General features: G+C 47.2%; 29 protein-coding genes. 3 read left to right on the forward strand and 26 right to left on the reverse strand.

The window, feature by feature from the left end; all coding sequences use genetic code 11:
• Positions 1-4: 4 nt before the first annotated feature.
• From NSS66_RS08945 to NSS66_RS09065, 25 genes are all read right to left on the reverse strand, one after another.
• A complete protein-coding gene (locus tag NSS66_RS08945; RefSeq protein ID WP_028540597.1) occupies positions 5-481 on the reverse strand; it encodes a hypothetical protein in 477 nt (158 codons plus the stop codon).
• 155 nt (positions 482-636) lie between these two features.
• A complete protein-coding gene (locus NSS66_RS08950) occupies positions 637-1,488 on the reverse strand; it encodes a TlyA family RNA methyltransferase (protein WP_028540596.1) in 852 nt (283 codons plus the stop codon).
• Between the two features lie 76 nt (positions 1,489-1,564).
• Complete coding sequence (gene dxs, locus NSS66_RS08955) at positions 1,565-3,463, reverse strand: 1-deoxy-D-xylulose-5-phosphate synthase (RefSeq protein ID WP_023989244.1); 1,899 nt, start codon at positions 3,461-3,463, stop codon at positions 1,565-1,567.
• Between the two features lie 107 nt (positions 3,464-3,570).
• Complete coding sequence (locus NSS66_RS08960; protein ID WP_023989245.1) at positions 3,571-4,494, reverse strand: polyprenyl synthetase family protein; 924 nt, start codon at positions 4,492-4,494, stop codon at positions 3,571-3,573.
• Entirely contained in the window at positions 4,466-4,726 is a 261-nt protein-coding gene (xseB, locus tag NSS66_RS08965) for an exodeoxyribonuclease VII small subunit (protein ID WP_013310814.1), read from the reverse strand. Before xseB ends, NSS66_RS08960 begins: the two co-directional genes overlap by 29 nt.
• Entirely contained in the window at positions 4,716-6,080 is a 1,365-nt protein-coding gene (gene xseA / locus NSS66_RS08970; RefSeq protein WP_023989246.1) for an exodeoxyribonuclease VII large subunit, read from the reverse strand. Before xseA ends, xseB begins: the two co-directional genes overlap by 11 nt.
• A gap of 12 nt (positions 6,081-6,092) precedes the next feature.
• The gene (gene folD / locus NSS66_RS08975; RefSeq protein ID WP_023989247.1) at positions 6,093-6,950 is read right to left on the reverse strand and encodes a bifunctional methylenetetrahydrofolate dehydrogenase/methenyltetrahydrofolate cyclohydrolase FolD; all 858 of its coding nucleotides are present in this window, start codon (positions 6,948-6,950) and stop codon (positions 6,093-6,095) included.
• Between the two features lie 37 nt (positions 6,951-6,987).
• Positions 6,988-7,437 carry a transcription antitermination factor NusB gene (gene nusB / locus NSS66_RS08980; protein WP_013310817.1) on the reverse strand — a complete coding sequence of 150 codons (450 nt, stop codon included), beginning with the start codon at positions 7,435-7,437 and terminating at the stop codon, positions 6,988-6,990.
• A 135-nt stretch (positions 7,438-7,572) separates the two neighbouring features.
• Positions 7,573-7,806, reverse strand: a complete 234-nt coding sequence (locus NSS66_RS08985; protein ID WP_023989248.1) for a DUF2273 domain-containing protein — start codon at positions 7,804-7,806, stop codon at positions 7,573-7,575.
• A 15-nt stretch (positions 7,807-7,821) separates the two neighbouring features.
• Positions 7,822-8,361, reverse strand: a complete 540-nt coding sequence (amaP, locus tag NSS66_RS08990; RefSeq protein ID WP_013310819.1) for an alkaline shock response membrane anchor protein AmaP — start codon at positions 8,359-8,361, stop codon at positions 7,822-7,824.
• 73 nt (positions 8,362-8,434) lie between these two features.
• Positions 8,435-8,848, reverse strand: coding sequence for an Asp23/Gls24 family envelope stress response protein (locus NSS66_RS08995; protein WP_028540595.1), 414 nt, complete (start codon positions 8,846-8,848; stop codon positions 8,435-8,437).
• 125 nt (positions 8,849-8,973) lie between these two features.
• A complete protein-coding gene (accC, locus tag NSS66_RS09000) occupies positions 8,974-10,317 on the reverse strand; it encodes an acetyl-CoA carboxylase biotin carboxylase subunit (RefSeq protein ID WP_023989250.1) in 1,344 nt (447 codons plus the stop codon).
• 61 nt (positions 10,318-10,378) lie between these two features.
• Positions 10,379-10,870, reverse strand: coding sequence for an acetyl-CoA carboxylase biotin carboxyl carrier protein (gene accB, locus NSS66_RS09005; RefSeq protein WP_023989251.1), 492 nt, complete (start codon positions 10,868-10,870; stop codon positions 10,379-10,381).
• Between the two features lie 138 nt (positions 10,871-11,008).
• A complete protein-coding gene (locus tag NSS66_RS09010) occupies positions 11,009-11,833 on the reverse strand; it encodes a SpoIIIAH-like family protein (RefSeq protein ID WP_023989252.1) in 825 nt (274 codons plus the stop codon).
• Positions 11,834-11,895: 62 nt separating this feature from the next.
• Complete coding sequence (gene spoIIIAG, locus NSS66_RS09015) at positions 11,896-12,537, reverse strand: stage III sporulation protein AG (protein WP_023989253.1); 642 nt, start codon at positions 12,535-12,537, stop codon at positions 11,896-11,898.
• Between the two features lie 16 nt (positions 12,538-12,553).
• Complete coding sequence (spoIIIAF, locus tag NSS66_RS09020; RefSeq protein ID WP_023989254.1) at positions 12,554-13,324, reverse strand: stage III sporulation protein AF; 771 nt, start codon at positions 13,322-13,324, stop codon at positions 12,554-12,556.
• Positions 13,325-13,363: 39 nt separating this feature from the next.
• The gene (gene spoIIIAE / locus NSS66_RS09025; protein ID WP_023989255.1) at positions 13,364-14,554 is read right to left on the reverse strand and encodes a stage III sporulation protein AE; all 1,191 of its coding nucleotides are present in this window, start codon (positions 14,552-14,554) and stop codon (positions 13,364-13,366) included.
• Between the two features lie 12 nt (positions 14,555-14,566).
• Positions 14,567-14,956 carry a stage III sporulation protein AD gene (spoIIIAD, locus tag NSS66_RS09030; RefSeq protein ID WP_013310826.1) on the reverse strand — a complete coding sequence of 130 codons (390 nt, stop codon included), beginning with the start codon at positions 14,954-14,956 and terminating at the stop codon, positions 14,567-14,569.
• Positions 14,957-14,964: 8 nt separating this feature from the next.
• Positions 14,965-15,168, reverse strand: a complete 204-nt coding sequence (gene spoIIIAC, locus NSS66_RS09035; protein ID WP_010345636.1) for a stage III sporulation protein AC — start codon at positions 15,166-15,168, stop codon at positions 14,965-14,967.
• A gap of 12 nt (positions 15,169-15,180) precedes the next feature.
• A complete protein-coding gene (gene spoIIIAB, locus NSS66_RS09040) occupies positions 15,181-15,699 on the reverse strand; it encodes a stage III sporulation protein SpoIIIAB (RefSeq protein ID WP_023989256.1) in 519 nt (172 codons plus the stop codon).
• Positions 15,692-16,687, reverse strand: a complete 996-nt coding sequence (gene spoIIIAA / locus NSS66_RS09045) for a stage III sporulation protein AA (RefSeq protein WP_340958794.1) — start codon at positions 16,685-16,687, stop codon at positions 15,692-15,694. Before spoIIIAA ends, spoIIIAB begins: the two co-directional genes overlap by 8 nt.
• A 411-nt stretch (positions 16,688-17,098) precedes the next feature.
• Positions 17,099-18,352, reverse strand: coding sequence for an aspartate kinase (locus NSS66_RS09050; RefSeq protein ID WP_028540593.1), 1,254 nt, complete (start codon positions 18,350-18,352; stop codon positions 17,099-17,101).
• 197 nt (positions 18,353-18,549) lie between these two features.
• Positions 18,550-19,107 (reverse strand): elongation factor P, encoded by a 558-nt coding sequence (gene efp, locus NSS66_RS09055; protein WP_023989259.1) that lies wholly within the window; start codon positions 19,105-19,107, stop codon positions 18,550-18,552.
• A gap of 33 nt (positions 19,108-19,140) precedes the next feature.
• Positions 19,141-20,214, reverse strand: a complete 1,074-nt coding sequence (locus tag NSS66_RS09060) for a M24 family metallopeptidase (RefSeq protein ID WP_053325698.1) — start codon at positions 20,212-20,214, stop codon at positions 19,141-19,143.
• An 81-nt stretch (positions 20,215-20,295) separates the two neighbouring features.
• Complete coding sequence (locus NSS66_RS09065; protein WP_023989261.1) at positions 20,296-20,877, reverse strand: YqhR family membrane protein; 582 nt, start codon at positions 20,875-20,877, stop codon at positions 20,296-20,298.
• A gap of 285 nt (positions 20,878-21,162) precedes the next feature.
• Between NSS66_RS09065 and NSS66_RS09070 the strand changes: the two genes are divergently transcribed.
• From NSS66_RS09070 to NSS66_RS09080, 3 genes are all read left to right on the forward strand, one after another.
• A complete protein-coding gene (locus NSS66_RS09070) occupies positions 21,163-22,164 on the forward strand; it encodes an ABC transporter substrate-binding protein (RefSeq protein ID WP_340958795.1) in 1,002 nt (333 codons plus the stop codon).
• A gap of 250 nt (positions 22,165-22,414) precedes the next feature.
• On the forward strand, positions 22,415-23,407 hold the full coding sequence (locus NSS66_RS09075; protein WP_023989264.1) for a DUF1385 domain-containing protein: 993 nt from the start codon (positions 22,415-22,417) through the stop codon (positions 23,405-23,407).
• Positions 23,408-23,414: 7 nt separating this feature from the next.
• On the forward strand, positions 23,415-23,735 hold the full coding sequence (locus tag NSS66_RS09080) for a hypothetical protein (protein WP_023989265.1): 321 nt from the start codon (positions 23,415-23,417) through the stop codon (positions 23,733-23,735).
• A 117-nt stretch (positions 23,736-23,852) separates the two neighbouring features.
• Here NSS66_RS09080 and NSS66_RS09085 read toward each other — a convergent pair whose 3' ends face one another.
• A complete protein-coding gene (locus NSS66_RS09085) occupies positions 23,853-24,842 on the reverse strand; it encodes a patatin-like phospholipase family protein (protein ID WP_023989266.1) in 990 nt (329 codons plus the stop codon).
• Positions 24,843-24,885 lie beyond the last annotated feature (43 nt).

The following is a 24,885-nucleotide window of genomic DNA, read 5'->3' on the forward strand; positions in this document are numbered from 1 at the left end:
TGGATTAACCTTCATATTCCTCTTCTTCGAGGTCTTCCACTAATGTAATAAGGCGAATACTTCGCTCGTCCGTATCAACGTACAATACACCCGCGCAACCCGGATAGAGCAACAAATACGGCATGAGCCTGTCCCGTAAATCAGGACCACTCCACTCCATTGGTTTCTTGCGGCGTGACGTTTTGACCATATATGTCGAACCGTTTCGTACAGCCACGTAGTCTATAAACAAACGGCTATACACGGTATGTCCATTCACTTTAAAAGCAAGCGGTATTTTCATTTTCCCACCGACTACTTCATAACCTGCTTCTTCGAGTATATCTATAGCAGGCCCTTCATCCAAATCCTCGTTAATCGGTATTGTCTTTAGCACAAGCGGCCCTGGCTCCTTCAACCAGGCACGCAGGCTATATAAAGCCCATATCCCTAATATCACCCCGATTACAGCGATGATAATCGTATCATATCTTGTGTCCATGGACCGATCACCTCATGGACATATTCTAGGACAAGATGTAAAATTCCTTTTCCTTTGTACATCTCATTATAGGCGAACGTGAGTTCTACAATCAATCCCTCACACCAAAAAGAGGTTCCCTTAAGTTCACAGAACTCATGGAGAACCCCTGAATGTTACTTACGCGATGGACCATTATTAAAAGTCTGACCTGCTTCCTGAACGGTACGTTCAATTAGTGGTCTGAAATCCATATTCTCCAGCTGCGATTCTGCAGCAGGAAGCCCATCCAAACGCCAATGCGCTAAAAATTCAATATTGCCTTCTCCACCTGTAATAGGCGAATAAGCCAAACCTTGCAGCGTAAGTCCAAGCTCATGCGCAAACATCAGAATGGTCTGCAACACTTCTTTATGCGTAGCAGGATCACGGACCACACCGGATTTTCCGACCTTTTCGCGTCCAGCTTCGAATTGCGGCTTGATTAGAGCTACAATATCAGCAGGTTGATGCAACAAGGCAAGCAACGGGGGCAAAATAATACGTAATGAAATAAACGAAACGTCAATACTTGCGAAATTCGGGACAGAACCATTCAAATCCGCAGGTGTCATATATCTGAAATTCGTTTTCTCCATTACGCATACGCGTTCATCATTACGAAGCGACCAATCCAGCTGATTATAACCCACATCAATGGCGTATACGTATTCCGCTCCATGCTGAAGTGCACAATCCGTAAAACCTCCAGTGGACGAACCAATATCCAGCATTGTCCTGCCCTTCATATCCAGCTCAAATTGACGAATGGCCTTCTCTAGCTTTAATCCTCCACGGCTTACATACGGATGCACCGAACCCTTAACTTTAAGCTCGCTGGCGCGTGGTACCTTCATACCCGCTTTCTCTATCCGTTCGCTGTCCGCCAGCACTAGACCAGCCATAATCGCAGCTTTAGCTTTTTCACGGCTTTCAAAAAAGCCTTGTTCTACAAGTAATACATCAATGCGTTCCTTCGGAACAGACATGTTAATCTCCCTTTAGGCAGCCAGGCTGCTCTTGTCATACTTTTTAAAAATGTCATGGTCTTCGCTTCAAATTACCCTATACGGATTGTCCCATGCCATATGCTGGTTCAGCAGCCCATTTACGCAGCTTTAAGCATACATCTTCAATGGTAAGCCCTACTTCAGCACGCTGCTCTTTGATGGAGCCATGCTCCACGAACAGATCGGGAATCCCCATTAGGCGCACCTGCGCCTCTTGTATTTCGGCTTTGGCGTAAAATTCCAGTACAGCGCTACCCAAGCTTCCTGCTTCAGAAGCTTCTTCCAATACGATTAGCTTCGTATGCTGACGAGCCAGCTCACGCAACATATCCTCGTCCAAAGGCTTCAGGAAACGGGCATTCACTACGCCCACTTGCAACCCTTCACGTTTCATCGCCTCCGCAGCCTCTGTCGCCACCTGGAGCATCGGTCCTGATGCAATTACAGCAAAGCCCTCACCCTTACGCAGGAGCTCCCAACTGCCGATGGAAATAGCCTGTAATTCTTTATCCAACGGCACGCCAACCACATTAACACGCGGGTAACGATAAGCAATTGGACCGTCTTCATAGTCGAGCGCTGTTTTCATCATATGGCGTAGCTCGTTCTCATCCTTTGGCATCATAAGCACAAGATTCGGGATATGACGTAGGAATGCCACATCAAACACGCCATGATGAGTTTCCCCGTCAGCCCCAACAAAACCTGCACGGTCAATCGCGAACATTACGTTCGCATTATGACGACAGATATCATGCACAATCTGGTCATAAGCACGCTGCATAAAAGTCGAATACACCGCAAACACCGGCTTCAGCCCTTCCATTGCCAACGCAGCACACATGGTAGCTGCATGCTGTTCAGCAATGCCGACGTCAATCATACGGCTAGGAAACTCTTTACTAAACGGTACCAGTCCTGATCCACCAGGCATAGCAGGCGTGACCGCAACGATGCGCTCATCCTGCTCAGCCAGCTCAATCAGCGTTCGGCCGAAAATTTCCGTATACATCGGATTACCTACAGCTTTGAGTACCTGACCCGATTCAATTTTGTAAGGGCTGATTCCGTGCCATTTGTGTGAATCTGCCTCTGCAGGTTTATAGCCCTTGCCCTTGGTGGTTACGACATGCACCAATACAGGGCCAGTGACATTATCAGCCTGCTGGAAGGTTTCGATTAGCTTCGGCAAATCATGCCCGTCCACTGGACCGAGATACGTAAGTCCCAGTTCCTCAAACAGTACACCAGGCACCATCATATATTTAAGACTGTCCTTGACACGGCCAGCCGATTTGGCAAGTTTACCGCCGATCGCGGGTATTTTTTTCAGCAAGACTTCCAGCTCATCTTTTGCTCGCAAATAATGACGGTCCGAGCGGATTTTACTCAAATAATTATGCATGGCCCCCACATTAGGTGCTATGGACATTTCGTTGTCATTCAGAATGACCATTAAATTTTTGCGCTCATGTCCGATATGATTCAACGCTTCGAAGGCCATCCCCCCAGTCAACGCGCCGTCTCCGATCATTGCAATGACTTTATTGTCCTCGCCCTTCAAATCTCGAGCCAAAGCCATTCCCATTGCGGCCGACAGAGAAGTGCTGCTATGACCGGCTTCCCAAACATCATGCTCACTCTCGCTTCTTTTTACAAAACCACAAAGTCCATCACGCTGACGAAGTGTATCAAAACGATCCATTCGCCCTGTCAATATTTTGTGTACGTAGGCTTGGTGCCCAACGTCATAAATCATCTTGTCCTTCGGACTGTTATAGCAATAATGCAGGGCGATCGTGAGCTCAACCACTCCCAGATTCGATGCCAGATGCCCCCCAGTCACGGACAGCTTCTCAATCAAAAAGCTCCTGATTTCCTCGGCCAGAGAAGCCAACTCCTCAACCGACAGTGATTTCAGATCGCCTGGTTGCTTTATGTGTGGAAGCAGCACGCATATCTCCCCGCTTTCCTTCAAGTTTGTGTGTAAAGTTAACAAGTATTATATCACACTTTTTGACTGTGCTTAAACGCAGACAAGTCAAAACAGCTCTAAGGCAACTAATGATCACGCTTCATCAGGTAATCGGCTATCTCCAGCAAACGAGAAGAATCGGGAATACCGCTCTCTGTTATCACTTTTTTAGCAGATGCGGTGAGTTCCTCCACCTGCTGCAAAGATGCGTCCATACCAATGAAATACGGATAGGTAACCTTCTCCTGTTCAACATCACTTTGCGTTTTCTTACCCATTTTGCTCTCATCGCCTATGAGGTCCAGTATATCGTCCTGTATCTGAAAAGCCAGCCCCAAGTCTCGTCCAAAACGGCGAAGCGCCTCTAATTGACTCTTGTCCGCCCCACCAATCCGTCCACCTGCCAAGAGCGAGAAAATAATCAAATCAGCAGTTTTATGAAGATGGATATATTCCAGTTCCTCGATCCCCGTCATTCCTTGCTCGCCTGACATATCGGCAACCTGTCCGCCTACCATGCCCCGCGCGCCACTCATTTCGGACAAATCCTCGACAATGGACAATAGCGCATCGGATGAAACACCGTGACGCCGTCCTGCTTGCACAATGCTGTAAAAGGCATGGGTCAACAAAGCATCACCCGCAAGGACAGCAACCGCCTCGCCGTATACCTTATGATTCGTCAGCTTACCTCGCCGATAATCATCATCATCCATGGCTGGCAAGTCGTCATGAATGAGGGAGTACGTATGTACCATTTCTACCGCACATGCCACTGGCAGCGCAGCTTCCCTACTTCCACCGAATGCTTCAGCAGCAGCGATCACAAGCAGAGGCCGCAGCCGTTTTCCGCCTGCGGTAAGTGAGTAATTCATGGATTCTCGAAGAACAGCGGGAATGTTCCAATCGACCGGGAACTGCTCGATCAGTGCGGATGAAACTACATCCGTCGTCCCGGTCAAATATTCCTTGAACGACGGTCTATTCAAGCCCTTCACCGCCGTTTTCATCCAATCCACCGCCAAAAGGCTTCTTGCGCAAATCTCCATCCTCTTCCACGATCATTTCAATTTTACGTTCAACCTGCTCCAGCTTCTGACTGCAAAGCTGAGACAGCTTCATCCCCCGCTGGAACAAATCAATGGCTTGCTCCAGAGGAACGTCTCCATGCTCCAGTTGTCCGACAATTTCTTCAAGAGCGGCCATAGCCGCTTCAAAATTCAATTCCGTTTCATTCGCCACCGTGCTTCGCGTCCTCCTTCATTCCCCATACTTGGCAGTCCAACTGCCCATCACTTACTTTAATCTTGATGGAATCTCCCGGCTGTACGTCTTTGAGCGACTTAATCAGCCGTTTCTCCTGCTCATCGTATACCAAGCTATAGCCTCGGGCCATGACTTTGAGTGGGCTCAGCGCATCCAGCTGACGAATTCCCGTGTGCAACTGCTGCCGTCCCGTTTTCGTAATAGCACGCATCGCAGACTCCAGCTGACGTTGCGCCATATCCGTCTGCTTGCGTGCCGAACGAATTTGTTCACGCGGATTAAACCGCTCTAGTACCTGACGCATACGTGCGTTCTTTTCTGCGTTCAAACGCGAACGGTTACCCGCTGCGCGAATCAGCCGCTGATGCAGCATGTCCATTCGCTCTGCATGCTGTAGCATATAACGGCGTGGGTGCAGCAGAACTGGCGAACGCTGAAGCCTCGCCAAGCGTTCACGGCTGGTTTCCAGCCGCTGCCGGAGGGCGTTGCGCAACCGTTGCTCACGTTGGAGCAGCTGATCCCGTAGCTCTGCCTGATTAGGCACAGCCAACTCGGCTGCTGCGGTTGGCGTTGCCGCACGCAAGTCAGCCACAAAATCGGCAATAGTAAAATCCGTTTCGTGTCCAACTGCCGAAATAACCGGAATGACCGATGCGTAAATGGCGCGCGCAACCGCTTCCTCATTAAAAGCCCACAGTTCTTCCAACGAGCCACCTCCCCGTCCGACGATCATCACCTGAACCTCTTGCATACGATTCATAGCTTCAATTGCCTTGATTATCGAGGGTGCGGCACCTTTTCCTTGTACGAGCACAGGATACAACACAATTCCAGCCTGCGGGTATCGCCGTTGAAGTGTCGTAATAATATCACGCACAGCCGCTCCGGTCGGTGACGTAATCACGCCAATGGTTGCCGGATGGGCAGGGAGATTACGCTTACGAGCAGTATCAAACAGTCCCTCTGCATCCAGCTTTTGCTTGAGCTGTTCGTAAGCCAGATAAAGGCTCCCTATGCCGTCAGGCTGCATTTGAGTTGCATAAAACTGATATTGTCCATCTCGTTCGTACACGGATACGTTTCCCCGGGCAATAACACGCGTACCTTCTTTCGGTACGAAAGGGAGCCGCTGATTATGGGTTGCAAACATAATCGAACGTATGCGACTCCCCTCATCCTTGAGCGTAAAGTACATGTGACCACTCGAATGATGCGTAAAATTAGAAATTTCCCCGCGTATCCATACATCAGACAGCACCTGATCCGATTCCAGTTTCATCCGGATATAACGATTCAGGTCCTTTATAGAGTAAATACGTTGTTCAGCCACAGGCAGCTGCCCTTATGCCAAACCGTGCGACCGCTTGGCCGCTACAAGCGTATTTTGCATCAGCATCGTAATTGTCATCGGGCCTACTCCGCCGGGAACAGGCGTAATCGGACCAGACACTTGCTTCACGCTCTCAAAATCAACGTCCCCCGCCAACTTTCCGTTCTCCAGACGGTTCATCCCCACATCTATCACTACCGCTCCGGGCTTCACGAACGAAGCATCAATAAAGTTGGCTTTGCCGATCGCAACGACTAAGATATCCGCTTGTCGACTTAGATCCGCGATATTCGCTGTACGGGAGTGGCACATCGTAACCGTAGCATTTTCACGCTGCAACAATAAAGACACTGGCTTGCCTACGATATTACTGCGACCAATAACTACCGCATGTTTACCAGCTATCTCCACTCCAGCACGCTTGATTAACTCAATGACTCCAGCAGGAGTACAAGGCAATAGACTATCGTCACCGATGACCAAATTTCCTACGTTCACCGGATGAAATCCATCCACATCCTTCTCCACTGCAATCGCGTTAATGACAGCTTTTTCATGAATATGCTTTGGCAACGGCAGTTGTACCAAAATTCCATGGATAGTACTTTGATGGTTCAGCTTGTCCACCAGTTCCAGCAATGCTTCCTGCGAAGTATCTGCTGTTAACCGGTGAACCTCTGAGTAATAGCCGAGATCATGGCATGCCTTTTCCTTGTTTTTAACATATACCTGCGAAGCGGGATCTTCGCCTACCAATACAACAGCCAGTCCCGGCTGAAACCGGTGCTCTTTCAGACGAATGACCTCTTGCTGAATGCTTGCGCGAATATCCTGAGAGATTTGTTTACCATCAATGATCGGTGCTGACATGTTTATCCACTCTCCAACCTGATTCAGTAGTCTCTACTTAAAAACGTGCTTTCAATTGCTCCAGTTCTTGAATCACTCGTCCCAGTACACCATTAACAAATTTACCGGATTCCTCGGTACCAAAGTGCTTCGACAATTCAATCGCTTCATTAACAGCTACCTTAGCTGGAACATCCTCACGGAAAATCATCTCATATGCCGCAAGTCTCAAAATTTGACGATCTACACGTGAAAGTCTGCTGATCTGCCAGCCTTTAAGATAATCCACCAACAGCCCATCAATGGCTTCCTTGTGCTCCCACGTACCCCGCACATGCTCCAAAACATACGCTCTTAACACTGCCGCGTTTTTAACGACAACTTCCGCTTCGTTTTCCTCAGCGGCTTCCTGAAGCAACATGTCCACGGCTGCTGCCGCATCCACTTCATTCATTTCCATATGGTACATACTCTGTACCGCTAATTCCCTCGCCAGACGTCTTTTCATGCCCTGCCTCCTACGCTTGCCTATATCTATTTTTCATTCTAACCAATTTCCACAAAAAAACCTGTGAACGCATCCTCCAAAACGTTGGGCGCAAAGAAGCTACAGCTCTATTTTGGAGAACACGTATCACAGGGTTCATTTAAAAGGACGCCAACGCTGCGACAACCAATCGCCCCATTCCTTCCAAGGGAGGAATGAACCAAGCGCTGAATCGCTACGTCTTCCTAGCGTATATCCGATGAACACCATCAATGCAAAGAACAACATATTCCAAAAGCCTGCCCACAAATAAATAAAACCGAAAAAAATACCAGCCGTGATCCCCATGATCCGGCCCTTGTAACTTCCCCATATTTCTTTCCAGGGCATCAGGGAAAATCACCTCTATTCCACACGACTCTTAAAGCTGGGTGACTGAGAAACATTAGCGATGTACACCGACACATTGGACACAGGAATTCCTGTAATTTCTTCCACATGATCGTGTACCCCCTTTTGTACCTCGGAGGTTAACACCGGAATGGAGCTTTCCCCGTCTACAACCGCCCGAATCGTAATATCAAGTCCCGATTCCAACACGCGAACGCGTGCTTTCAAATCCTGCATCCCGCGAAATCGGGAAGCTGCTTTGAGGCACAAATTTTCAATGGTGTCCACTGAAATCTGAATGTCACCATATTCCGTTCGTTGATCAATAGAATGCTGTACGGTTTGGTTCCGTCGAATAGAGATATAAAAAAAACGAAGACTCAATAACAACAGAACCCCTGCAATAATCAGGCTGGTAAACCACACCACTCGCTCATCCTCAATACTTAAAACATACGGAATGGCCCCGCTCAGGAGGAGGATGGCGAGAATGGAAATAATTCCGATACTTAAGCTGTACAAGAACAGCAGAAGTCTGTCCATAACTTTAGCCACGAAACGCACAGCCTCCTTAAATTAGAGTAAACCCTCGACCCATAAGGGTCGGGGGTTTGTACAAAGTATCGCTCTATTTAACCCGTCCGGCGCCCAGCACTTCCGGCTCTTCTACTTTTTCGGCACTTTTGAATTGAACATCATGAATTTGCACGTTCACTTCAACAACGTTAAGACCTGTCATGTTCTCAATCGAACGCTTAACATTATGCTGAATAGCAGCAGCCACCTCAGGCAGACGGTTACCGTACTCAATAATGACGGAGACGTCTACAGCAGCTTCACGCTGTCCGACTTCCACTTTTACACCTTTAGATAAATTTTTGCGGCCTAGCAATTCGGCAAACCCACCAGCAAATCCGCCACTCATTCCCGCAACGCCCGGTACCTCAACGGTAGCCAGTCCGGCAATGACTTCAATAACTTCTGGGGCAATTTGAATCTCCCCAATTTCTGTACGTTCGAATTCGGTTGGCACTGTGCTCATACCTTCAACACCTTTCGGTCAAAATAAGTTTCATTCCAGCTTTGGATTTCAAAGCAGACATGCTCACTTATTATCCATACTATATCATTTGGCGTTCATTATGACAAACTGAGGAAATATACCGATTAAACTTCGTTTTCCTCCAAAAATTTAATATCAAAATCGCCTTTAATAAAGGTAGGATGCTCTAGCAAGCGCTGATGAAAAGAAATCGTTGTGGGTATGCCCTCAATAGCAAACTCAGACAAAGCCCGCTTCATTTTGGCAATTGCATCTTGCCGTGTAGGTGCCCACACAATCAGCTTGGCGATCATAGAGTCATAATAAGGAGGAATGCTATAACCTGGATATGCTGCGCTGTCTACCCGTACTCCAGGACCGCCTGGAGGCAGATAAAATCCGATTTTACCCGGTGCAGGCATAAAATTACGATCCGGATCCTCAGCATTAATACGACACTCTATCGCCCAGCCATTGATGGTGACTTCTTCCTGCGTAAAGGAAAGCGGATGTCCTTCAGCGACAGAAATCATTTCCTTAATCAGGTCTACACCAGTAATCATTTCTGTTACTGGATGTTCTACCTGAATACGTGTATTCATTTCCATGAAATAGAAATTATTGTCCGGGCCAAGCAAAAATTCGAGAGTACCTGCACCAGAGTATTGAACGGCCAAAGCTGCACGAACAGCTGCCTGACCCATTTCTTCACGAACATCCTGCGATAGTACAGGACATGGTGCTTCCTCCAATAACTTCTGACGACGACGCTGCACAGAGCAGTCCCGTTCGCCCAAATGGGCAACATTACCATGCTTGTCCGCTATGATCTGTATTTCCACGTGTTTCATACCGGTCAAATATTTTTCCAGGTACACACCCGCATTGCCAAATGCTTTTTGCGCCTCCTGCTGAGCGGTAGTGATTTGCTGAATGAGGTTATCCTCATCTTCGGCGATACGAATACCTTTACCTCCGCCACCTGCTGTGGCCTTGATAATTACCGGATATCCGATATCACGTGCGATGCTGATCGCATCCTGCAAATCCTCAACCAGCCCGTCTGAACCCGGAATAACCGGAACTCCGGCATCCTTCATGGTCTGCTTGGCTACGGCCTTATCTCCCATTTTGTTAATGGCTTCAGGAGAAGGACCAATAAACGTAATATTACACGATTCGCAAATTTCAGCGAAGTCTGCGTTTTCCGCCAAAAATCCGTAACCTGGATGAATGGCATCACATTCAGTCAATGTAGCAACGCTCATCAGATTCGTAAAATTAAGGTAGCTGTCCTTAGATAGTGTCGGTCCGATACAGTAAGCCTCATCTGCGAGACGCACATGTAACGAATCCTTGTCAGCTTCCGAATATACGGCAACTGTCGAAATATTCATTTCGCGGCAAGCGCGAATGATACGAACCGCAATTTCTCCACGATTCGCAATCAATACTTTTTGAAATGTCATGACTTTATCCTCCCTGGGAGTAGTCTTGCCGAACCCTCAAAAGAGGGTTCAAACAAGCTTTTTACTCCGGTTTCACAAGGAACAATGGCTGGCCATACTCGACCAACTGTCCGTTTTCGGCCAAAATTTCCACAATTTCGCCCTTCACTTCAGCTTCCAGCTCGTTCATCAGCTTCATCGCTTCAATGATACATACCGTTGTTTTTTCGCCCACTTTGCTGCCGATACTCACATACGGAGCCGTATCCGGAGATGAAGAACTATAGAAAGTGCCTACCATCGGAGATACGATTTTATGTAGATTGCTTGCATATTCCCTCGATTCCCCAGCAGTTGCAAGTCCAACATCGGACTGTACTTGTGGATTTGGAATAACAGCTTGTGGTGCCACTGCATAAGCAGGTGTTGCCACAGGAGCCTGTACCGTAACGATCTCGCTTTTGCCCGGTTTCCGGATCAACAGGCGAGTTCCTTCATTTTCAATTTCAAGCTCATGCACAGACGTTTCATCCACCAGCTTGATCAATTCCTTAATCTCGCTTAATTTAAACATCTCTATTAATCACTCCTTCAGCATTTTGCCGGTTGCTGATAACATTGTTGAAACAGCTTTATGTATTATATCACAATCATTAAAAATAGAAAGAGCCCGGAATAATGCAGAAATCCGGGCTTTTTCGCGTTTTTTGTCTTATTGTGTAACATACTGGACACTGATCTTATCCTGCGTTACATTCAGTTCCTTCATGACTTTATCGACAATTGTTACCGCTTGCTTAGCATCCAATTTTTCACTCAGAACCACTACTTTGTATTTATCAGCATCTTCCTCACGGACGACCGCATTGGCGAACTGCTGCTGAAGCTCTTCTTCAATTCCAGTAATTTTAGCCTGCTTATCTTCAAGTACATGTAGTTCCTTTTGAGCCTCAGCAGCTTTCTTTGGTGTGCTGTCGTTCATTGCGGTAGTCAGTTCATCATTTTTCTTCTGATTTTCCACATCCCGTTCCAGCAAATAGTTGTCAATCACTGCTGCTGCTGTAGGTTGGGCAGCTTGATCGGTTGCCACTTGATCCAGTACCTGCTGGTCGGTTTTGGCTGTAGAGGTTGCTTTGTCGTCACTTTGTGCTGTCGCGTCCGTTTTAGTCGCAGTTGTGTTTTGATCGGATGTCGCCGGTTCAGTAGTAGGGGCAGCTGCCGTATCTTTATCGCCTTTTGAGTTTTCCGTTGTTGGATCAGTTGTGGAAGCCGTATCCGACTTTGTAGAAGTTGCCGATGCTCCATCAGTTACTTCTCCATTCGTCACTACTTCATTTACCTTCAGTTCGTTCAATTGTTCCTCTGCCTTCGTCGTTGCTTCCTGTGCGGCATCCTGCTTAACCTTGCTCACTTGCTCACTATCGGCTACTGGTGGATTTGCAGGGCTCGAGTCCTCCGTAAACAAATAATACGCAGACAGCACGACCATTAAACTCAGCATGGACACCAGCCAAACGGTTTGTCTTTTATTATTCATGTTCCGTCCTCCATATTCATTAATGGTTTAAAATATAAACTTCTTTGTTCCTCAATTCCATATTATCCCTGCTTGCGCGGTACGACTGAAATTTTGTAGGAAGGTACATTTAGTCCCTTCTGTACAGCATCGACAATTAGCTGCTTCACTGTAGGGTTTTCTGCCCCCATAGCCACAACAAGCACTCCCCTCACCTGCGGTTTTACTTTTTTTGTCACAATCGGGGTGTGCTGACCACCTGATGACTCATAGGTGACAATCTCGCCATCACGTGTATATTGAGTAGTGTGCCGTTGTCCACCATTGGCGTCCGTCTCGTTGTTCTCTTCCTGCATATCTTTTACATTGCGTTGAACGATAACTTCTTCGGTGGAATCTACCGTAACCATGACATCGACGGTTCCTACGCCAACAATCTGCTCCAGCATCTGTTTCATATTGTCCTCAAAAACCTTCTCGATCCCGGCAAAGGAACTTTCTTCACCTGTTGTTGTCTCTAATGTAGGCTCATTTTTCATCACGCCAGGCGGCTCACGCCCTACGTTTTCTGGATCGACCTTTTTCACATTAACGAATGAATTAAAAAGCATGATCGCTACACCGATAAGGCCAAGTATAAGCAGCCAACGAAATGAGTTGAATCTTTTCGCCCCATCCGCCCCTCCACCCAGCCATCGCTCCAGCTTTTTCAGCCATTTGCTCATTTCTGCTCACCTCCTGTTACCATTCATGTGTTCCATCCTGCGAAGAAACCACCTGAACATTTTTGCTGTCTATCCCCCATTTTTCACGTAGAAGTCCTGTAATTAAGTCAAAAGCTTTCGTATCCGTTGGTTTTCCGTCCTCAGCAGTTTTATCAGGATTACGATCATCTTCTCGCGTTCCTTCATTAAAATCTGAAGTTTTTGTATGTGTCGGCTCCACACGAATATTCACTGTCTTTTCGGCCACAGGCTCCACCATAATCGGCTTAGCATCTGCACCAGGCGAGACGTCTGTGTTTTTCTTTTCTTTTTCTGGCTGCTGCTCCGCCAATTTGACCACTACCGACTGGACACCCGTTCCTGCCTCCAGCCCCGATTCCTTCTGTTGAATCTTTGCAAGGGTAACCTGGACCGACTGAATTGCTAACCCAGTATACTGTTCCAATTGTCCTTTCATTTCCTTAGCTACCTCTTTGCCAGCCCATTGCATGGAGCTTTGTTCTTGCTGTTGCTTTAACTGGCTGCCTTTTGCCAAAATCTCCTCCAATGTCGGTTCCCTCTTGCCTGTCTCAGCCTGACGTTGAAGATCCAATGCTCGCCCTAAAACCTCGGAGGGGCTGCTGCTCAGTAAGCGCACGACCGGAGACAGCAACGTCAGCAGAATAAGCAGGCTGAGAACGAGTTTGACATACCTTTCCATAGATCGGCTCGGTAAGATCATATCGACAAAAGAAGCCAGCAACACGATTAGCACCAGTTCCTTAAGCCAACCTCCCAGCCAGGTCACGTCACTCCCCTCCCCCCTTGTTGGTTTACGTGCATTGGTTCACCTCATCATGACCGTCATATTTCCTGCTGCGAGCATGATTGTAATCGCAAGGAAGGACATTAAACCCACTGCCGCCAGTGCCGCGAAAACATAAATCATGCTCTTGCCGATCGCATCGAGACATTCCACAATAGGCGTATCACCCAAAGGCTGCATGATCGCTGCTGTCACTTTATAAATGAGAGCCAGTGTCAGAATCTTGAGAGCAGGAAATGCGCACAGGAACAAAATAATAATGACTCCTACCAGACCAATGGCATTTTTAACGAGCAGCGAAGCCGAAATGACTGTATCTGTCGCATCTGCCAACGCCTTGCCGACCACCGGAACAAAGCTACCTGTAATATATTTGGCTGTGCGGATCGTTAATCCGTCAGTAACTGACGATGTCAAGCCTTGTACCGAAATGACTCCTAGAAATATGGTCAGCAACACTCCCAGCACTGCTACTCCAGCGTTCCGCAACAGATCGGCTAGCTGGGTCAGTTTGTATTTGCCTGTCAGCGAGTTGACCAAGTAGAGCACAGCCGAGAAAAACAGTAGCGGGAAAACCAGCGTATGAATGACTGTTCCGACTGTGTTGATCATAAATACAATCAGCGGGTGGGTCACCGAAACTGTTACGACGTTACCCATCGAGGCTAACATGGTAAACAACAAAGGCAACATTGCCATCATGAAGTGAATCATGCTATCAATCGCTTCTTTGGCATAACCAATCGCTACACTAAAGCTATTAATCGCCAGAATGATAATGACCATGTATACGATAGCGTAGGCCACTTTGCTGACCTGTTTGCTTTCAAAAGCACTTTGCAGCGTTTCCAGCACCATACTCATAATGCTGAGCATGACGATGGTGACGAGCAACTTGGCATTTACCCGGATTTCATGGATGAAAAAATCAGCTATAGCGCTCAATACACCCTTTATGCTGAACCCTTCACCGCCTGGAAGCAGCATGTCCATGAAGGAAGGCGTTTTCTGATCAGGGAAAAATCCGCCGTATTGCTGCATGAGCCCGTCCCAATAATGTTCTACTTCATCTTTGGGCATTTGCTCCGCCTGCTGTCTGATCCATTCGTTTGTCGGTGTATCTGCAAAGAGGACCGCAGCTGAGGCACACCAGAGACATAGCAGCAACATTGCAATTACTTTGAGATTCGGCATGCCCCCTAGCCTTTTCATGGCATCACCCCCTCAGGCGGGCATCAGCTTCAGAATGGTATCAATAATAATGCTGATAATCGGGATTGCGAGCACCATAATGAGTACCTTTCCGGTAAGCTCAATTTTGGAAGCAATCCCGTCTTGTCCTGCATCCCGAACGATTTGCGCTCCAAATTCAGCAATATAAGCGATACCGATTATTTTCAATACGGTTTTAAAATAGATCATATCCATGCCTGAAGACCGGGCCAGTCGCTCCAGTACAGCAACCACAGATCCGATCTTGCCAATCAGCAGCAAAAAAATGACGATTCCCGCAGCTGTTGCAATCAAAAAGGCAAACATCGGCTTCTGTTCCTTAATGACTAAAATGAGGACTGTGGCAATGAGGGCGAAGCCCACCACCTGAATGATTTCCATGTGTCCACCTACTGAAAAAGAAAGATAGATTTGATCTCTTGCAGAAGGTTATCCAGCATTCGCACCACCATGAACAGGACCACGACGAAACCAATGACCGTTACCCAGTGGGCCATGTCTTCTTTGCCCATTTGCTTTAATACGGTATGAATCATAGCGATAATAATGCCAATTCCGGCAATCTGGAAAATTGCGTTCACTTCTAAATTCATTCGAGCACCCCGCTAATAGATCAAAATGACGATCAATGCTCCGATCAGCAGTCCCAGGCTCCTGCTCATACGCTCGTACCTCACCTGATCTGCCTGCGCCTGCGCTTCCTCATGGGATAACTGTTGGATGGTCAGCGCAATGTGCTTGATCTGGTCTTCACGGTCGCTGGTTCCAAGACTGTAAGCAAGCTGCCGCATCGCTTCCTTCTCGGCTTGCTTCATAGAGGAACGGTTCCACGAGTCCTCAATAGCTTTATGCAAGCTTTCTCTGGCAGTCAGGCCAAAAGAGGGGTGCATCCAGCGTGAGGCTTGCTGAAACAGAGTGCGCAGCGGCTCTCGCAAGGGCTCTCCTGTCTTGGCGAAAGCATCTGGTAGCGGAGACACCCCGTAGGAAACCTCGGTGGTCAATCTTTGCAGCGCAAGAATCAACTCCCTGATTTGCCGCGGCCTCATCGCAAACTGCCTTGCCCGCTGCCAGCCTGCCAGCGTAGCGGCCAGTATAACCAAGGCTGCACCCAGCAGCTTAAGCATAGGAGATGCCCCCATTCTGCCCTTCTCCAGGCAGTGTAAGCCTGCGCTGCTTGGCATCTGCCAGCCGAAATGAGACGCCCCGGCTCGTCCGCTCCAGCATGACGTAGAGTTGAAACAGCTCTTGTCCTGTAGTTAATCCAGCAAACGCAGACCGGGTCGCCATTTCAGCCACATCGCGACCATGTGCGGAAGCAATGACTGCAATGCCTGCATGAAGCGCTTCGCGCACCGCCTCCGCATCTTCCGGTCGTCCGATTTCATCAACAATGAGGACATCCGGTGACATCGAGCGGATCATCATCATCATGCCTTCTGCTTTCGGACATCCGTCCAATACATCGGTGCGAGGCCCGACATCAAAACCGGGGATACCTTTGTGACTACCAGCGATCTCAGAGCGTTCGTCTATAATGCCTACCTTGAGTCCATTCCGTCGCCCTCCGTTGCTTTCCATCCCTCCGTAACTGAGTTGCCGAGCCAAGTCCCTAAGCAGTGTCGTTTTGCCATGCTGAGGAGGGGACAAAATGAGGGTGTGCCGGATTTTCCCGGACATTCGATCTGCTACATAAGGCAATATCCGATCAGCTATGCCGGGAATTGCACGAGCAATTCTTACATTAAAGCTGCTTATATCCCTCAAATGCTCCACTCGTCCTCGGTTGAGCACGGTTCTCCCTGCCAAGCCAATACGATGACCGCCAGGGATCGTAATAAACCCTTTACGAAGCTCCTCTTCCATGGTATACAGGGAATGATTGCTGATAAAATCCAGCAGTCGGTGGGCATCCTCACGGTCAGGCTTATAGGCTTCCACATGGTTGAAAGTCAGCCGACCAGCAGACGTTACAAAATGATGATCACCATTTGCATTAATTTCCAACGGCCTTCCTTCCCTGACCCGGATTTCTTCCAGTTGCTTAAATACCGTTTCTGGAAGCCTTCCGAGTATACCGTGCAACGGTTCGGGAAATAACTCCAGCCATTCCATACCGATGCCGCCCCCTCACAGTTGTCCTTTTTCTTTAAGACAAGTCTATGGTTGACTCTCGCTTTTTATGCCGAAAATATATTGAAAACCTAGGCAAACTTTTGCTAACTCCTATCAACACTCAACAGACCTTTCTCCCGCTTGTTTAAGCACCATTCTCTAATTCGCACAAATAAAAAAGGGCCTCTCAAAGCCTTGTCAGCTAAGGGATACCCTTGGGTAGAAAAGATAGATTCAGCAAAAAAAGAGGCTGCCCCTCAGTCTAACTCTCGCTGATGGAACAACCTCTTAACCTACTGCTATATTCTATGATTTATCAAACTATAAATAGAGGGCCTGTATCAACCTTTACCTATCATAAGCATCGTTCACATTAGACATATTCAGTGTCTAGATCTCACGTTGCAGTTATTAACGACGGTCCTGCGGTCCACCCACAAACGCTTGCTCCTCGGTGTCCAGGTTATAAGCTGTATGCAACGCCTGAATAACCTCATGAAGTTTACCTGCTTCAATTACACACGATACTTTGATCTCAGATGTGCTTACCATTTTAATGCTAACGCCTTGCTCTGCCAGTACGGCAAACATTTGCGCAGCAACACCCGGATGGCTAACCATTCCTGCACCTACAATGGACACCTTCACCAGGTTTTCCTCAGACGTTACTTCACGGTACGGAAGCTCTCCACGAATACCTTCCAGCGTCTTCAGTGCTGCTTCACGATCCGTCAGAGCTACTGTAAAGGAGAAATCCGCTTTACCAGCTTCAACCCCGCTCTGTACAATAATGTCTACATCAATTTTGGCTGCCGCCAGTGTTCCAAATACTTTCGCCAGTACACCGGGGATATCGGCGACGCCTAAAATACTGATTCTTGCTACATTTTTATCATATGCAATCCCACTGACTACAACGCCTTGTTCCATTACTGCATCCTCCTTTACGACCGTTCCTTCATTATGGTTAAAACTGGACCGCACAATCAGCGGTACCCGGTTATGTTTGGCATATTCTACCGCACGAGGATGCAATACAGCTGCACCCAGATTAGCTAATTCCAGCATTTCATCATAAGAAATTTCTTTTAGCTTACGAGCAACCTTCACGATCCGTGGATCTGTTGAATATATGCCGTCCACATCCGTGTAAATTTCACAGGCGTCCGCTTGAATCGCCGCCGCCAGCGCAACCGCTGTCGTATCAGATCCACCACGTCCCAGCGTCGTAATGTCTCCCTCTGCAGACATCCCTTGGAAACCAGCTACAACAACGATCTTGTTGCTGCTCAGTGCATCCAGCACACGCTGAGGTTGAATATCCGTAATCCGTGCTCGACCAAAGTCAGATTCAGTACGGAAACCAGCCTGCCATCCCGTAAACGATACCGCTTCATGACCCAACTGCTGAATAGCCATCGACAACAAGGCGATTGAAATTTGTTCACCTGTCGTCATCAACATATCCAGCTCACGTGCAGGCAACTGCTCATTCAACAATTTGGCCTGGTCAATCAGTTCGTCTGTCGTGTCTCCCATTGCGGAAACAACCACTACACATTGATGCCCTTCACTCTGTTTCTCCACAACGCGTTTTGCCACGCGTTTCATGCGCTCCGTGTCACCGACGGAACTGCCTCCGAATTTCATGACATACAAAGACAACGATATTCACTCCCTCAGACTCAACAGTATGTAACCTTGAGATGGCACCAAACGACTTGAACGTGACATCCTGCGGCATAACTTTAGTACAGTATAATACGAAAGTGCTGTACGGAGCCATTGTTTTTTAATATTAGTGCTTATAAAAATATCCCCTGCCCTTAACAAGGACAGAGGAAATCTAAAAGCTGCAAAATTTATGCGCGGGAAATGTATTTACCATCGCGTGTATCAATCAGCAATACGTCGTCCTGGTTGATAAACAATGGAACCTGAACGTTCAGTCCTGTTTCAACTTTTGCATTTTTAGTAGCACCCGTAGCGGTGTTACCTTTAATACCCGGCTCAGTGTCAATAACCTTCAGCTCTACGCTGTTAGGCAGGTTAATCCCGAGAATTTCACCATTATAGCTAATGATGTTTACATTCATGTTTTCTTGCAGGAAGTTAAGTTCCCATTTCAGTTGGTCACTTGAAAGTGTGAATTGATCATATGTTTCATTATCCATGAATGTATGCTCGTCTGCGCTCGCATAGAGGTAAGACACACCACGGTTTTCAATTTGCGCGCGGCCGATCGTTTCACCCGCACGGAATGTACGTTCAACAGTGTTGCCGTTACGCAGGTTTTTAAGCTTGGAGCGCACGAATGCCGCACCTTTACCCGGTTTTACGTGTTGGAAATCCAGCACCGTAAAAATATCTCCGTCTACCTCGACGGTCAATCCTGTTTTAAAATCATTAACGTTAATCACTAAAATACCCCTCCTACAGGACTGTTATCGTTATTAAACGACTGTAAATTCTTTGCTCGAATGTGTTAATACCTTGATGCCGCTATCTGTAATAACGATATCATCCTCGATCCGTACACCGCCCAATCCAGGCACATAAATACCTGGCTCGACCGTTACCACCATACCCGGCTCCAGAATATCATCGCTTGCCTTAGACAGGCGTGTTGATTCATGTACTTCCAGACCCAGACCATGACCTGTGCTGTGACCGAAATTGTCTCCATAGCCATGGCCAGCAATAATATCCCGGGTCAGTGCATCCGCTTCACGGCCTGTCATGCCCGGCTTAATATGTTCGAGTGCGTGAAGCTGCGCCTTAAGCACAATATCGTAGATCTCACGCAACTGAGGCGCTAAATCCCCTTGTGTAGCCACTGTACGTGTCAAATCGGAGCAGTAGCCATCCAGCAACGCACCAAAATCAAACGTAATTAGCTCGCCTGCTTGTACTAACTTAGCACTGGCTACGCCATGAGGCAATGCCGAACGAACCCCGGAAGCCACAATGGTGTCAAATGAAGAGGATGTAGCTCCCTGCTTGCGCATGAAGAATTCCATTTCCAGATCCAGCTCACGCTCGCTGACACCCGGCTTGATGTAAGGTAAAATGTGTGCAAATGTAGCATCTGCCAAATCCGCTGCCCGCTGCATCACTTCCAGCTCTTCTGCATCCTTGTACACCCGTAGCTTCTCCACAATGCCCGACACCGGAACCAGTGAAATAGGTGACAAATCTTCGCTATAAGCTTTATGCGTCGCAACAGTTACAGCGTCTTGCTCGAAGCCTGTTTCGCTGATCTGATGGGAAGACAGTAATTCTTTCACCGTTTCCATGACCTGTGCAGCGTGCTGCACCACCGTGAAGCCTTCGGCTTGTTCGGTCGCTTGCGTCATATAGCGAAAGTCAGTCAGCAAATAGCTATGGGATTCCGTAATCAGCACATAACCCGCCGAACCTGTGAAGCCTGTCAAATATCGACGATTGACAGGGCTAGTAATCAGCATAGCCCGCAGATTATGCTCGCCCAGCGCCTGCCGCAGCTTTAACACCCGGTCATTCTTCATCTTTCATTCCGCTCCCCTCTGTCAAATAACCAAATGCTATTTTAACACAGGGGATAGGCGCTTGAGAAGTTTTTGTTACGTTCAGCCCTCAGCTTTCTCAGGCTCGCGCTTTCTTTCATCCGTATACTCGACAGCAACGGTATATCCGATAAATAGTCCCCACAGTATAAACACACAAATTTCTGTATATAAGGAATTCCATGTTAACCGATCAGGAGCATTCATCATTCCTAGCTTAGGACCTGTTAATACAAATAAAACAACCCACCAAATCAGACCATACACAATTCCGGGTATAGGACCCTTAAATCTGCGCAGCAACAGAGTGTACACCAGTGAAGCTACGACGGATAATCCAATAAAAAAAAGTAGCCCTACCAGATGTCCCGCCATGGTGTTCATAAACGAATGCTTGAAAAAAGGCTCCGCGAGAAAGCCAGGCGCTACTACCGTAAAATGCAACTTATAAAACAGCCAGCGCAGCAATCCCCAGAGTAAACCCGCAAAAAAACCCAACTCAAGTGCAAAAGGAATGAGAGGCGTATGTATTTTGCCTGACTGCTGCCTGCCTCTACCACTGTCGTTATGATGACGTTGATCCTGAGATCCGCGAGACTGCTCCTGTTCATGTCCTATCTTGGGTATAGAGTAGGTTTCACTCATGTTGTTTAATCCCCTTTCAATATGCAAACTTTTCCCATCGTAAAGACAATTGCAATCGGAAATGCATGTACGTCCATCGGATTCTGCATTCCATTTTGCTAGGTAGTATGCTCCAAGGGGGAATAGTTTAACAATGAACAGGAATGCTGAATAATGGCAGCTTTCCAATTGAGGGTACGGACCCGTTTTTTACATTGACAAAATTTCAATCCTCTATCATAATATAATGATGAAAATGATAATCATTATCATTTCCTAAAAACATATATACGGGAGAACGCTTCTATGAAAAAGGGATTAATCGGGATTTTATTGTTAATGGTTTTTACGCTCACTCTGGCAGGTTGCGGAGCAGCCGACAAAGCATCGGATAAAGATCAGGCAGCCACGTCGGGTAGCAAACCGACTGACACAGCGACTGGTCCTGTGACGGTAAAGCATAATCGTGGTGAGGTCACGCTCAACAAGCCCGCACAGCGTGTCGTAGTGCTGGAATGGACATTTACAGAGGATTTGATTGCGCTGGGCGTTCAGCCGGTTGGTAATGCAGACAATGCCAACTACAAGGTGTACGTGACACCGGAGGCGGCTCTCGATAGTAGCGTGGTCGATGTCGGCACGCGTAACGAGCCGAATCTGGAAGCGATTGCTGCATTGAAGCCGGATTTGATCATTTCCAATGTTGATGGAAATGAGGCTATCTATGAGCAACTCAAGGCCATCGCTCCGACGATCGAATATAATCTGAACGATGGTAACGGCTACGATCATGATAAAATGGTAGAAATTTTTAATAGCATCGCAGGTGCTCTTGGAAAAGAAGACAAAGCTAAGCAGGTGCTTGCCGAACTGGATCAGCATTATGCTGAAGCCAAAGAAAAGCTCACCGCTGCTGGCAAGTCGGATTATCATTATATACTGACACAGGCTTTCACTTCGCAAAATGCGGCCAGCCTTCGTATGTTTTCAGATAACTCAGTCGTCGTGGCAACACTGGCGAAGATCGGCATGATTAACGATTGGAAACCGAGCAAAGTTGAACAGTATGGCTTTTCAACCGTAGGCATTGAAGCTCTGTCTGCCGTTCAGGACAGCAACTTTATCTATATTGTTCAGCCGGACGATAATGTTTTCGGCGCACCCATGAAAAATAATTCGGTCTGGAATGGTCTAAATTTCGTTAAAGAAAAACGTACCTATTCACTGAGCGGTACGACATGGACATTTGGCGGCCCCCTCTCTTCAAAAGGGCTGGTTGACCAGGTTGTCGGGGCAATTACGCAATAAGTTGTCTCCAAATATTCATTCGGTTTTATAATGAGTAGCATTTATGTGAGCAGTCTGAGCTCCATAAATGCTTTTTTTATAAGCCTGTGGCATGAGCTTTCTCCACGATAAGAATTTCTACCTTCTCCGTTAAAAGCAGAATCTTAGCTTGGAGTGGCCTAATTACTACACTCAGTTTCATCTAACTAGATATTCCCTTCCAAATTCGATACAATATACAAAAAAGCATGTATTAAGAGAGGTGAGACGGTTGTCACAAGCATCCAAGCCTGTGAGCTACGGCGGTCAGGCAGTCATTGAAGGTGTCATGTTCGGCGGCAAGCGTGTCAATGTCACGGCAGTTCGCCGCAAAACTGGCGAAATCACATATTTGGAAGTACCACGCAAGGAGCAATCCTGGGTATCCAAATTCCGCAGAATTCCTTTATTGCGGGGGATTGTAAGCATCATCGACTCCAGCGCCAAGGGTACCAAGCATTTAAACTATTCAGCCGATGCGTATGCTGATGATGAAGTAGATCCGGAAGAACGCGCTGAGCAAAAGAAAAAAGAAGAATCTCGCTGGAGTCTGAGTATGATGATCGGTGTGGCGGCAGTCGGTATTTTGTCATTCCTGTTTGGCAAAATTGTATTGACTCTCGTTCCGGTTATTGTAGAGAATTTCCTGTTCGGAAGCTTGTTTCACAGCCAAATTTTGCATAACCTCGCAGAAGGAGCTATTAAGCTGATTCTGCTACTGGCTTATTTGTGGAGTATTTCCCAAACTCCGTTAATTAAGCGACTGTTTCAATATCACGGCGCAGAGCATAAAGTAATTACAGCATTCGAAGCAGGGGAAGAACTAACCCCGGCCAATGTACAAAAATACAGCCGTCTGCATTACCGCTGCGGTAGTAGCTTTATTATGCTGACCGTGATCATCGGGGTACTTGTCTATTCCCTATTTACCTACGACAATCTGTGGGAGCGCATGGGGCAACGGCTTCTACTGCTTCCGATCGTACTGGGGCTTTCTTTTGAATTTCTCAAGCTGACCAATGCTCTTCGTGAAATTCCGGTACTTCGTTATTTAGGTTACCCCGGTCTGTGGCTGCAACTACTTACCACCAAAGAACCGACTGATGATCAAGTGGAGGTATCCATTGCCTCATTTAAGCGTATGCTTGAATTGGATGCTGAGTTGGAAAACGTACCTGTAAAGGAGACCTTCAACAGTCCGGTCCTTGATCCTGTGAAAGGATGAGTGAATAATGAACAGACATGCCGTTATTTTCTGGCTTACCCTTGCTTTGGGTGCATATGGGATTGTGGATATGCTATGGAGAGGAAGCTGGGGCTTTCTCATGAGTTTACTAATTCCCGTCCTTGTTTTTGCAGTTATATTTCTGCTATACAAATACCTGCCAGGGCAACGCAATCGTACTCCCAAAATCAAACCCTCTGTGCGCACCATGGCCAAAACAGCCAACGCACGTAAGCAGCAGACTACAGGCAAGCGCAAAGCGTATCCTTTTCATGTAATTGAAGGTTCCAAGGGCAAAAATGAAGAAGAACAACCTAAATATCATTAATGATAATCATCCTTTAAAATGTAGCACAAAGGAGCCATCACCCGCGTATTCAAATATGACCGGGAAGAGGCTCCTTTTTTACACCCTTTTAAATTAACTTTAACTGCGAGTTAGTGTTTATTTCATAGCGTACATGGTATCCTTCATCAATTGGTACTTGCTATACTGCTGCTGGTAAGAAGTGATGCTCCATTTGTGGAAAAAAGCATCCCCTGCCTGCACACCGGAAGCATACAACAAATCACTTTGCTCTGTAGAAATGTTAAATTGTGCAGTGCGGATACCCAATGTTGGAATTTTAATCGTCCGATACCGATTCTCCTGCTCAATATATCGTTCATCGTGTGCTGATAGCATGGTATCAAAAATAGCCTGCAGCATGGTCAATGGACCCCGTATATAAGAAACTTTGGTCTCCGTCCCCGTTTTGCCCACCATTTGAAACCCTACCGTTGGAATCGTTTTGGCCTCACGTTCATTTACAGGCTCATCAAAAAGCCACAACGGCAAATTGCTTAGTAAAGCCCCATCAACTACAAATACAAATTGCTGAGAAAAAGTCTTTCCCTTGGCAAGTGCAGAATCAAGCCTTAACATAACGGGATCAAAAAAATAAGGGATACTTGTGCTCATCCGAATGGCTTTAGCTACCTCCAGTGAAGAGGGATTGATACCAAAACGTTTGATATCCTCAGGAAGCACCAGAATGCGTCCATTCGTGATATCTGATGCAATAATGCGCAGTTTGCCAGGAGGTAAATCCGCGAACGTACGCACTCCCTTAGCTCGTAACAGCTCACGTACCCAGTGCTCCAGTGCCTCCCCTGAGTAGAGCCCTTTTTTAAGAAAGATACGAGCTGCTGGTCCAACCCACTTAATATTGAACACTGGAGAACGTCGTAACAACTTGACCAAGGGGGTTTTCTCAATTACGGCTTTCATTTCATCCGCAGAGTATCCCGCAGCCAATAAAGCAGCTACAATAGCACCTGATGATGTACCTGCCAAACGATTGAATACAATTCCATGCTCCTCCGCAGCCTTAACTGCACCCGCCAGCGAAATTCCCTTAACCCCTCCACCCTGGAACACAGCATTGATCAGCATAGATCAAAAAACCTCCGTTCTCTTGGGAGTAAGCAGTTCTACT

The sequence above is a fragment of the Paenibacillus sp. FSL R10-2748 genome (assembly GCF_038005565.1).
In the GTDB taxonomy this organism is placed as follows: domain Bacteria; phylum Bacillota; class Bacilli; order Paenibacillales; family Paenibacillaceae; genus Paenibacillus; species Paenibacillus polymyxa_B.